The following is a 10,382-nucleotide window of genomic DNA, read 5'->3' as shown; positions in this document are numbered from 1 at the left end:
CATGTTGAAGCGGCTCTTCCCGCCCCCCTGGCTCACGCTCGTCCTGCTCGTCTGCTGGGTACTGCTGATGAACGACGTTTCGCCGGGAAACGTGCTGCTCGGCTTCGTGCTCGGCGCCGCCATTGCCTTCCGCGTAGGCGAAGGCCTGTGGCTCACCCCCGTGCGATTCGGCAGGCCATGGCTGCTTGCACGGCTCTTCGCGCACGTGCTCTACGACATCGTCGCGGCCAATCTCGAAGTCGCGCTGCTCGTGCTCGGCCCGACGAGGCGCCTGCGCCCCGCCTTCATCGAAGTGCCGCTCGACAGCACCCACGAAATCGCGCTCACGTCACTCATCAGCATCGTCTCCCTGAGCCCCGGCACGCTGTGCGCCGAACTCTCCGACGACCGTACGCGCCTCGTCGTGCACGTGCTCGATCTCGAAGACGAAGCCGCGCTCGTCGCCTCGATCAAGTCCCGTTACGAAGCCCCGTTGATGGAGATCTTCGCATGCTAGCCATTGTCGTTCCGGTGTCGTTCGCGATTCTCGGTCTCGCGTTCCTGCTCACGCTCGTGCGCCTCGTGCGCGGGCCGTCGCTGCCCGACCGGCTCGTCGCGCTCGACACGCTCAACATCAACGCCATCGCGCTGATCGTCGTGTACGGCATCATGCTGCGCTCCACGGTCTTTTTCGAAATTGCGCTGCTCATCGCGGTGATGGGCTTCGTGGCCACCGTCGCGTTCACGAAATACCTCCAGCGCGGCGACATCATCGAACTCCACTAGCCGGGCCTCGCCATGCACACCGTCATCGAAGCGATTGTCTGCGCGCTGCTGCTGTTCGGCAGCGCGTTCACGCTGATCGGCGCGATCGGCCTCGCGCGCCTGCCCGACTTCTACATGCGCCTGCATGGTCCGACGAAATCGACCACGCTCGGCGCGGGTGGCGTCGTGCTCGCCTCCGTGGTCTACTTCAGCGCGCGCGACAACTTCGCGAGCTTGCACGAACTGTTGATCCCGGCGTTCCTGTTTCTCACCGCGCCCATCAGCGCACACATGCTCACGAAGGCAGGCATTCAGCAACGCGTATCGATTTCCTCGATCACGCGCGGAAGACCGCCTGCCCACGGCGCATGTGCAAACAGCGAAAGTGCGCAAGACGCACGCCCGAACGGCAAATCCACGCAGGATTCTTGAATATCGGACCCGGCGCGAATCGGCTTTTTCGTTGGTAAAAGCTGCCGTCGAACGTTGTAAAGAAACACTCCGCCGCCGCCAGGCTCGCCACCTCGTTGTCCTTTCAGGCCGTTGCGCGCACACGGGCCGTCCGTGTCGCCGCGCCCGGCACACCGATTGCTGATCGTGCTCGCCCGCAGGCACCATCGCGCCGCCCTCACGGCACGCGAACGGGCGCAATAACAACGCGCGCTCGCCATCGAGTCCGCGCGCCTATACAGCCTGAACGAAACAGATGAGGTGGACGATGAAGAAGATACGCACCCTGGTCGCGCTTGCAAGCGCGGCAGCCCTGCTCGCTGCATGCGGAGGCGGCAGCAACGACGTCGGCAAGGAACTCGGACTGCAGAACCCCGAGATCCATTTCGTGCATGCGCTGCCGGGTGGCTCCAATGTCGATTTCCTCGTGAACGGCAGCCCCTTGCAGACGAACATCGCGTACAAGCAGGTGACGAACTTCGCCAACATCAACACCGGCAACACGACCGTCGCGTATGCGAACACCGGCACGACCACGCCCATCGCAAGCGGCAACTTCCCCGACGTGGCGAAGGGCCACGAGTACACGGTGCTCGCGCTGCCCGCGCTCACGGGCGGCGACATCGGCCTGATCGACGACCCGTTCGACAAGGGCCTGCTCTCCAACAGCGCGCGCGTGCGCGCCTTCAACGCCACCGTCAACGCGCAGAACCTCGACATCTATATCGTTGCGCCCGGCACCAACATCGCAAACGTATCGCCGACGTTGCCGGCGGTGACGTACAAGAACGCCGTGCCGGCCAGCGGGCAGGACTCCGTCTACATGAACGGCGGCAACTACGTGGCGATCGTCACGACGGCCAGCAGCAAGACGGCGATCTACCAGTCGGACGCCTTCAATCTCGCGAATAACGCGGACTGGCTCATCACGACCGTGCCCATCGCCGGAACGCTCTCGCAACTCGCTCCGGGACAGATTCATCTGCTGGTCGCGCAAGGCGGCAACACCTCGCAGCCGGCGCAAGAGTACGCGAACACGATCACGGGGCAGTAGTGCGCCGCGCCGGCACGCATCGCGGCCGCGTGAACAGGCTTCACGCGGCCGCGCCGCGCCCGGTCTTGCGCGCCTCGCCCAGCACGAAGTCGATGAAGGTGGACGCGGCGCGCGTATGGTGCCGGTTCGGCATGTAGAGCATGTACATGTGCGTGCCGAAAATACTCAGGCGCCATGCGTCGAGCGACGTGACGGCGGCGCCCAGGCGAATGTCGTCGTGCATCACGTAGTCGGGCACGATGCCCACGCCGAGGCCCGCGAGAATCGACTGGCGAAGAAAGAGAAAGTTTTCCGAGATGATCGACGGTTCGAGCAGCACCTCGTGCCGTTCCTCGCGCAGATAGCCCGCAAGGCGCAGTTGCCGCCCCACCACCGTCGCCGTGATGACGGGCGCGCGCGCGAGGTCTTCGAGCGTTTGCGGCATGCCGTGCCGCTCGGCCCACTGCGTGCACGCGCACGCAATGTACTTCACCGGCCCCATGTCGCGCGCCACGAGATTCTGCGGCGGCTCGTGCATCACGCGCACGGCGATATCCACTTCGTCGCGCAACAGGTCTTCCACGCGATTCTCGAACATCACGTCGAGCACGATGCCCGGATACGTGCGCTTGAACTGGATGAGCCACTCCGACATCACGAGCTGGCCATAGCCGCTCGGCACCGAAAGCCGCACGCGCCCCTGCAGGCTTTGCCCCAGCGTGGACACCGACTCGCGCGCGGCAAGCAGCGCATTCTGGATCGCGCGGCCGTGCTCGTAGAGCTTCAGTCCGATTTCGGTCGGCTCGACGCGACGCGTGGTGCGGCGCACGAGCTGCAGCCCGATCGATTTTTCGAGGTGGCTCAGGTGATAGCTGACGTTCGCGCGGCTCATCTTGAGCCGGCGCGCCGCCTCGCTCAGATTGCCCGCGTCGAGAATCTCGACGAGCAGCGTCAGCGCGTTGACGTCCATGGCAGTCCACTGTCAAAGATATTTTGACAGTCTGTCAATTGACCATGGGATTGTCAATTGCCCCTGACGCGCCGAGAATCGACGCCAGCATAGGCCAGCATAGAACACCTGTAGCCCGGCCCACCGGTCGGGCCCTCATTATGGAGACAGCATTCCCATGGCATCCGATACCGTCAACGCGTCCCCCGTCACGCACGAACTGCGCGGCAAGGTGCTGCTCGTCACCGTCGACAACCCGCCCGTCAATGCGCTCGGCGTGGACGTGCGCCGCGGCCTCGCCGCCGCCATCGAGCACGCCGAGGCGAACGACGCCGTGCAGGCGGTGCTCATCGTCGGTGCGGGGCGCAACTTCATTGCCGGCGCGGATATCCGCGAGTTCGGCAAACCGCCGCAGCCGCCCGCGCTGCCCGACGTGTGCAACCGCATCGAGGCCTGCCACAAGCCCGTGATCGCCGCGATTCACGGCGCGGCGCTCGGCGGCGGCCTCGAAGTGGCGCTCGCGGCGCACTATCGGCTCGCCGTGGCGGGTGCGAAGCTCGGCTTGCCTGAAGTCCAACTGGGCCTGCTGCCCGGCGCGGGCGGCACGCAGCGCACGCCGCGCCTGATCGGCGCGGAGGCGGCGCTTTCGCTGATGCTGAGCGGCAGGCACGCGAGTGCGCAGGAAGCGCTCGAGCTTGGTCTCGTCGATCGCGCTGGCGCGAGCGACGACGTTCTCGCCGAAGGCCTCGCTTACGCACAGGAACTGCTCGCAGGCCATGCCCATGTGCGCCGCACGCGCGACGCCCTCGGTCTCGCCGACCGCGCGCGGTCGCAAGCCGCCATCGACGCCGCACGCGCCGACACCGCGAAGAAATCGCGCGGGCTTTTCTCGCCGCTGAAGATCGTCGATTGCGTGCAAGCCGCGCTCGATCTTTCGTTCGACGAAGGATTGCGCTTCGAACGCAAGCAGTTCCTCGAATGCCTGGACAGCCCGCAGCGCGCGGGCCTCGTGCACGCATTCTTCGCCGAGCGCGAAGTGCAGAAAGCGCCCGAAACGAAGAACGCAAAGCCTCGCGCGATCGAAACCGTCGGCGTGGTCGGCGGCGGCACGATGGGCGCGGGCATCGCCGTGGCCGTGCTCGACGCGGGCCTGCCCGTTACGATGATCGAGCGGGACGACGCCGCGCTCGCGCGCGGTCGCGCGCATGTCGAAAAGGTCTACGACGGCCTCATCGCCAGGGGCCGCATGAAGCCCGAGGCGAAGGCGCAGATCCTCGCGCGCTTCAATGGCAGCACCGCGTACGACGCGCTCGCGAACGTCGATCTCGTGATCGAAGCCGTGTTCGAGGACATGGCCGTGAAGCAGGCCGTGTTTGCCGAACTCGACCGCGTGTGCAAGCCCGGCGCCGTGCTCGCGACCAATACCTCGTATCTCGACATCGATGCGATCGCGGCCAGCATCAAGCGTCCGCAAGACGTGGTGGGCCTGCACTTCTTCTCGCCAGCCAACATCATGAAGCTGCTCGAAATCGTGGTGCCGAAGCAGGTGAGCGCCGACGTCGTCGCCACCGCGTTCGAGCTGGCGAAGAAGCTGCGCAAGGTGCCCGTGCGCGCGGGCGTGTGCGACGGCTTCATCGGCAACCGCATTCTCGCGGTGTTTCGCACGGCCGCCGATCACCTGATGGAAGACGGCGCCTCGCCCTACCAGATCGACAAGGCCGTGCGCGAATTCGGCTTTCCGATGGGCCCGTACCAGGTGGTCGATCTCGCGGGCGGCGACATCGGCTGGGCCACGCGCAAGCGCCGCGCCGCCACGCGCGACCCGAAGGCCCGCTACGTGCAGATCGCCGACCGCCTGTGCGAGCGCGGCTGGTTCGGCCAGAAAACGGGACGCGGCTTCTACCTCTACCCCGACGGCGCGCGCACCGGCACGCCCGACCCCGAAGTCGAATCGATCATCCGCGCCGAGCGCGAGCGTGCGGGCATCGAGCCGCGCAGCTTCACCGACGAGGAGATCGTCCGCCGCTACATGGCCGCAATGATCAACGAAGGCGCGAACGTCGTGCACGAAAAGATTGCGCTGCGTCCGCTCGACGTGGACGTCACGCTGCTTTACGGCTATGGCTTCCCGCGCTACCGCGGCGGCCCGATGAAGTACGCCGACACGGTGGGCCTCGCCAACGTGCTCGCCGACATTCGTGAGTACGCGAAGGAAGATCCGCTGTTCTGGCGTCCGTCGCCGCTGCTCGTCGAACTCGTCGAGCGCGGCGAGAATTTCGCGAGCCTCAATCAATCGGCCTGAAGTCGGAACGCCGCACGCGCACAAGAAAAGCCGCGGCGGCATGGAGCAATCACACATGGACCTCAAATTCACGGCCGAAGAAGAAGCGTTCCGCGGCGAAGTGCTCGCATTCCTCGAAGCGCGCCTGCCGCAGCGGCTCGCCGACAAGGTGCGCAACGGCAGGCGCCTGACGCGCGACGACATGGCGCAATGGCACGCGATCCTCAATGAAAAGGGCTGGCTCGCGAATCACTGGCCGAAGGAGTACGGCGGCCCCGGCTGGAATGCCGTGCAGAAGTTCATCTTCGAGCACGAATGCGCGATTGCGGGCGCGCCGCGCGTCGTGCCGTTCGGCGTGAACATGCTCGGCCCCGTGCTCATCCGGTACGGCAGCGAAGCGCAAAAACGCTACTGGCTGCCGCGCATTCTCGACGGCGCGGACTGGTGGTGCCAGGGCTATTCGGAGCCGGGCGCGGGCTCGGACCTCGCCTCGCTGCGCACGAGCGCCGTGCGCGACGGCGACCACTACGTGGTGAACGGCCAGAAGACATGGACCACGCTCGGCCACTACGCGAACATGATCTTCTGCCTCGTGCGCACCGCAACCGACGTGCGCAAGCAGGAAGGCATCAGCTTCCTGTTGATCGACATGAACACGCCGGGCATCGAGGTGCGCCCCATCGTCACGCTCGACGGGGAACATGAGGTGAACGAAGTGTTCTTCACCGAGGTTCGCGTGCCGGTGGAAAATCGGGTGGGCGAGGAAAACAAGGGCTGGACCTACGCAAAATATCTGCTCATGTACGAGCGCACCAACATCGCGGGCGTGGGCTTTTCGGTGGCGGCGCTCGCGCGCCTGAAACGCGCCGCGCAGAAAATCATGCGCAACGGCAAACCGCTCGCGCAAGACCCGCAATTCGCGGCGCGTGTCGCGAAGGTCGAAATCGACCTGGAAAACATGAAGACGACGAACCTGCGCGTGATCGCCGCCGTGGCGGGCGGCGGCGTGCCCGGCGCGGAAAGCTCGATGCTGAAGATTCGCGGCACCGAGATTCGCCAGGAGATTTCGTCGCTGCTGCGCCGCGCAATGGGGCCTTATGCCGCACCATTCATCGAGGAAGCACTCGAGGAAGGATATGCAGGCGACGCGGTCGGCCCGGACGAAGCGGCCAGCGCCGCAGCGCAATACTTCAACAACCGCAAGCTGTCGATTTTCGGCGGCTCGAACGAAATCCAGAAGAACATCATCTCCAAGATGATTCTCGGTCTTTGAGAGGCTCGCCATGGACTTCCAGCACACCGAAGACCGCCGCATGCTTGCGGATACGCTCAACCGCTTCGTCGCCGAGCAATACGGTTTCAATACACGCGATACAATCGCGCGCTCCACAGAAGGCTTTAGCGTCGACATGTGGCGGCGTTTCGCCGAACTCGGCGTGATCGGCGCGTTGTTCGACGAGGCCGATGGCGGCTTCGGCGGCGCGGGTTTCGACGTGGCCGTCGTGTTCGAAGCGCTCGGGCGCGGGCTCGTGGTCGAACCGTTCCTCGATACGCTGATCGTGGGCCGCGCGCTCGCGCATGCGGGCAGCGAGTCGCAACGTGCGCGCATCGCGTCCTTCGTCGACGGCTCGCAGATCGCCGCGTTCGCGCATGACGAGCCGGGCTCGCACTACGAGGACGCACGCGTTGCGACCCGCGCCGAAAAGCACGGCAACGGCTGGGCGCTGCGGGGTGCGAAGGGCGTCGTGCAGCAGGCGGAACAGGCGGACGTACTGCTCGTTTCGGCTCGCACCTCGGGCAACGAATTCGACGGAGCGGGCATCTCGCTCTTTCTCGTGCCGCGCGACACTGCGGGCGTGAGCGTGCGCGGCTATCGCAAGATCGACGGCGGCCGCGCGGCCGAAGTGACGCTCGACGACGTGAAGGTGAGCGCCGACGCGCTAGTGGGCGTGCAAGGCGGCGGCTTTGCGACGCTCGAACACGCGCGCGGCTACGGCATCGTCGCGCTCGCATCGGAAGCGGTTGGCGCGATGGATGCTGCGCGCGATTTCACGCTCGAATACCTGCGCACGCGCAAGCAGTTCGGCGCGCCCATCGGCAGCTTTCAGGCGCTGCAGCATCGCATGGCGGACGTGCTGCTCGAAATCGAGCAGGCCCGCTCGGCGGTCATCAACGCGGCCGCGGCCATCGATGCGCCGCGCGCGTTGCGCGAGCGCGCGCTTTCGGCGGCGAAGTACACGATCGGGCGCATTGGCGCGCGCGTGGCCGAAGAAGCGATCCAGCTACATGGCGGCATTGGCATGACGTGGGAGTTGCCGCTCGCGCACTATGCGAAGCGACTCGTGATGATCGATCATCAACTCGGCGACGAGGATCATCATCTCGCGCGCTACATCGCACTGGGACGCGAGGCGGCTTGAGCCATGAGAGGCAAAGGCGGCCCTTTGCCTCCACAACGAACCAGGAGTGCCTGCCGATGCAGACCGACAAAGACAGCTTGCCTCTATCCGGTGTACGCGTGCTCGATCTTTCGCGCGTGCTCGCCGGGCCGTGGAGCGCAATGGTGCTCGGCGATCTCGGCGCGGAAGTCATCAAGATCGAGCATCCCGATCGCGGCGACGACACGCGCGACTGGGGCGTACGAGTCGGCAAGACGGAAACTGCGTACTTCAACAGCGTGAATCGCAACAAGCGTTCGATCACGCTCGATCTGCAAACGCCCGAGGGCCAGCAGATCGTGCGCGAGCTCGCGAAAACCAGCGACGTTCTCGTTCAGAATTTCAAGTTCGGCGGCGCGGAAAAACTCGGGCTCGGCTATGCGCAGTTGAGCGCGGAGAATCCGCGTCTCATCTATTGCTCGATTTCGGGCTACGACCGCAGCGGCCCCGAGGCGACGCGCCCCGGCTACGACCTCGTGGTGCAGGGCGAAACGGGCCTCATGGCCATGAACGGCGAAGCGGATCAAGCACCGCTGAAATTCGGTGTCGCGGCAGTCGACCTGTTCACCGGCATGTATTCAGCCCAGGCAATGCTCGCGGCGCTGTACGAACGCGAGCGCACCGCGCGCGGGCGCCACATCGAAATGGCGCTGTTCGATTGCGGGCTCATGATCACCGCTTACTACGGGCTCGAAGCGCTACTGATCGGCGAAGATCCGCCGCGCTATGGCAACGCGCATCCGTCGATCGTGCCGTACGGCGTGTTCGATGCGGCAGACGGTCCGCTAGTCATCACCGTCGGCAACAATGCGCAGTTCGAGCGCTTTTGCCGCGAAGCGATCGAGCGCCCCGACCTCGCCGACGACGCGCGCTACAAGACCAACATCCTGCGCGGGCAGAACCGCGAAACGCTGGTGCCCGAGATCACGCGCGAGCTGGCCAGCCGGCCCCGCAAGCTGCTGCTCGAACGCCTCGCGCACGCGGGCATTCCGTGCGGCGAAGTGGCGGGCCTGCGTGAGGCGCTGCTTTCGCCGCGTGCGGCGCGAGGCGGACTCGTGACGCAGCAGCCGCATCCGCATACGGAAAGCGGCACGACGCCCGTGCTCGCGCCGCCGTGGCGCATCGACGGCGAACGCATGCCGGTGCGGCGCGCCCCTCCGCAACTCGGCGAGGGCACGCACGAAGTCTTGCAGTCGATGCTCGGCTATTCGGCGCAAAAGCTGGCCGAGTTGAAAGATAAAGGCGTGATTTGATTCAATGTGGATGGAGACATGCAGTGAAGATTCTTGTGCCAGTCAAACGCGTAGTCGATTACAACGTGAAGGTCCGTGTGAAGTCGGACGGCACGGGCGTCGACATCGCCAACGTGAAGATGTCGATGAACCCGTTCGACGAAATCGCCGTGGAAGAAGCGGTGCGGTTGAAGGAAGCCGGTGTCGCGACCGAAGTGATCGCGGTGTCCGCAGGGGTCGCCCAGGCGCAGGAAACGCTGCGCACGGCGCTCGCCATCGGCGCGGACCGCGCGATCCTCATCGAGTCCAGTGAAGACCTCCAGCCGCTCGCGGTCGCCAAGCTCCTGAAGGCGCTGGTCGACAGGGAGCAGCCGCAACTGGTGATTCTCGGCAAGCAGGCCATCGACGACGATTCGAACCAGACCGGCCAGATGCTCGCCGCGCTGGCCGGCTTGCCGCAGGCCACCTTCGCGTCGAAGGTGGTCGTGGCTGACGGCAAGGCCACCGTGTCGCGCGAAGTGGATGGCGGCGCGGAAACGCTGTCGCTGACGCTCCCCGCAGTGGTCACGACCGACCTTCGCCTGAACGAGCCGCGCTACGTGACGCTGCCGAACATCATGAAGGCGAAGAAGAAGCCGCTCGAAACGATCAAGCCCGGGGACCTCGGCGTGGACGTGACGCCGCGCCTGAAGACGCTGAAGGTTGCCGAGCCACCCAGGCGTTCGGCCGGCGTGAAGGTGCCGGACGTGAAGACGCTGGTCGAGAAGCTGAAGACGGAAGCCAAGGTGCTGTAAGGGGAGCAAGACAAAATGACGAATCTGGTGAATCTGGTAATAGCCGAACACGACAATCAGTCGATCAAGGCCGCGACGCTGAACACGGTTGCGGCAGCCCAGAAGATCGGTGGCGACGTGCACGTGCTGGTCGCGGGCCACAACGCACAGGGCGCAGCCGACGCGGCCGCGAAGATCGCAGGCGTGGCGAAGGTGCTGCTGGCCGACGCGCCGCAACTCGAAGCGGGTCTCGCGGAAAACGTCGAAGCGACGGTTCTCGCGATCGCGAAGAATTACTCGCACATCCTCGCGCCGGCGACGGCGGCGGGCAAGAACGTCGCGCCGCGTATCGCCGCGAAGCTCGACGTCGCGCAGATCTCGGACATCACGGCAGTCGATTCGCCCGACACGTTCGAGCGCCCGATCTACGCGGGCAACGCGATCGCGACGGTGCAATCGGCGGATGCGGTGAAGGTCATCAC

General features: G+C 65.5%; 10 protein-coding genes and 1 pseudogene. 10 read left to right on the top strand and 1 reads right to left on the bottom strand.

The window, feature by feature from the left end; genetic code table 11:
* Window position 1 precedes the first annotated feature (1 nt).
* The 4 genes from BLU17_RS30530 (at window position 2) to BLU17_RS30515 (ending at window position 2,248) form a co-directional block, all read left to right on the top strand.
* Complete coding sequence (locus tag BLU17_RS30530; RefSeq protein WP_092005971.1) at window positions 2-496, top strand: Na+/H+ antiporter subunit E; 495 nt, start codon at window positions 2-4, stop codon at window positions 494-496.
* Entirely contained in the window at window positions 490-765 is a 276-nt protein-coding gene (locus BLU17_RS30525) for a K+/H+ antiporter subunit F (RefSeq protein ID WP_092005968.1), read from the top strand. Before BLU17_RS30530 ends, BLU17_RS30525 begins: the two co-directional genes overlap by 7 nt.
* A gap of 12 nt (window positions 766-777) precedes the next feature.
* Window positions 778-1,176, top strand: coding sequence for a Na+/H+ antiporter subunit G (locus BLU17_RS30520; RefSeq protein WP_092005965.1), 399 nt, complete (start codon window positions 778-780; stop codon window positions 1,174-1,176).
* A gap of 286 nt (window positions 1,177-1,462) precedes the next feature.
* Entirely contained in the window at window positions 1,463-2,248 is a 786-nt protein-coding gene (locus BLU17_RS30515) for a DUF4397 domain-containing protein (protein ID WP_092005962.1), read from the top strand.
* A 40-nt stretch (window positions 2,249-2,288) separates the two neighbouring features.
* On the opposite strand, the gene BLU17_RS30510 is transcribed toward BLU17_RS30515, so the two are convergent.
* Window positions 2,289-3,197, bottom strand: coding sequence for a LysR family transcriptional regulator (locus BLU17_RS30510; protein WP_092005959.1), 909 nt, complete (start codon window positions 3,195-3,197; stop codon window positions 2,289-2,291).
* A gap of 157 nt (window positions 3,198-3,354) precedes the next feature.
* Here BLU17_RS30510 and BLU17_RS30505 point away from each other — a divergent pair, with 157 nt between their 5' ends.
* The 6 genes and pseudogenes from BLU17_RS30505 to BLU17_RS30480 all read left to right on the top strand — a co-directional run.
* Entirely contained in the window at window positions 3,355-5,478 is a 2,124-nt protein-coding gene (locus BLU17_RS30505) for a 3-hydroxyacyl-CoA dehydrogenase NAD-binding domain-containing protein (protein ID WP_092005955.1), read from the top strand.
* Window positions 5,479-5,533: 55 nt separating this feature from the next.
* On the top strand, window positions 5,534-6,730 hold the full coding sequence (locus tag BLU17_RS30500; protein ID WP_092005952.1) for an acyl-CoA dehydrogenase family protein: 1,197 nt from the start codon (window positions 5,534-5,536) through the stop codon (window positions 6,728-6,730).
* 10 nt (window positions 6,731-6,740) lie between these two features.
* Window positions 6,741-7,877 carry an acyl-CoA dehydrogenase family protein gene (locus BLU17_RS30495; RefSeq protein WP_092005949.1) on the top strand — a complete coding sequence of 379 codons (1,137 nt, stop codon included), beginning with the start codon at window positions 6,741-6,743 and terminating at the stop codon, window positions 7,875-7,877.
* A 56-nt stretch (window positions 7,878-7,933) separates the two neighbouring features.
* Window positions 7,934-9,148, top strand: coding sequence for a CaiB/BaiF CoA transferase family protein (locus BLU17_RS30490; RefSeq protein WP_092005946.1), 1,215 nt, complete (start codon window positions 7,934-7,936; stop codon window positions 9,146-9,148).
* Between the two features lie 23 nt (window positions 9,149-9,171).
* A complete protein-coding gene (locus BLU17_RS30485) occupies window positions 9,172-9,921 on the top strand; it encodes an electron transfer flavoprotein subunit beta/FixA family protein (protein ID WP_092005943.1) in 750 nt (249 codons plus the stop codon).
* Window positions 9,922-9,945: 24 nt separating this feature from the next.
* Window positions 9,946-10,382, top strand: a pseudogene (locus BLU17_RS30480) (electron transfer flavoprotein subunit alpha/FixB family protein); the annotation flags it as partial.

The organism is Paraburkholderia lycopersici, from assembly GCF_900096975.1.
Lineage (GTDB): Bacteria > Pseudomonadota > Gammaproteobacteria > Burkholderiales > Burkholderiaceae > Paraburkholderia > Paraburkholderia lycopersici.
Note: the sequence above shows the minus strand (reverse complement) of the source record. Positions and strands in the feature narration are given on the sequence as shown.